The organism is Roseibium sp. AWQ4_290, assembly GCF_056160985.1.
Genome location: NZ_JBSWYG010000104.1, coordinates 1 through 240, shown reverse-complemented (window position 1 = coordinate 240; position 240 = coordinate 1). Strand labels below are relative to the sequence as shown.

The 240-nt window shown below is 59.6% G+C and carries 1 protein-coding gene; it reads right to left on the bottom strand.

Features of this window, described 5'->3' with window-relative positions; all coding sequences use genetic code 11:
* Window positions 1-240: IS66 family transposase zinc-finger binding domain-containing protein (locus ACXAH0_RS25325; protein ID WP_475196108.1), on the bottom strand; the 240-nt coding region annotated here is incomplete at both ends.

The following is a 240-nucleotide window of genomic DNA, read 5'->3' as shown; positions in this document are numbered from 1 at the left end:
TAGAGCGGAAGGTGGTCGGCGTGTTTTGACACAAGGACATGCGCAAGGAGACCGGCTCCCGGCCGACCGCGCTCAATCGGACGCGATGGCAAGGGCGCCTGAACAATCCTCTCGCAGCAAGAACAGGATAGGCGCGGTCTGACAATACGGTTCACGACAAACCGGCCCGGCATATATTCCAGCTCTTCGGTAATGTCCTCACCCAGTGTCTTCAGCTTGCCGCCACACCGAAGGCAGGCT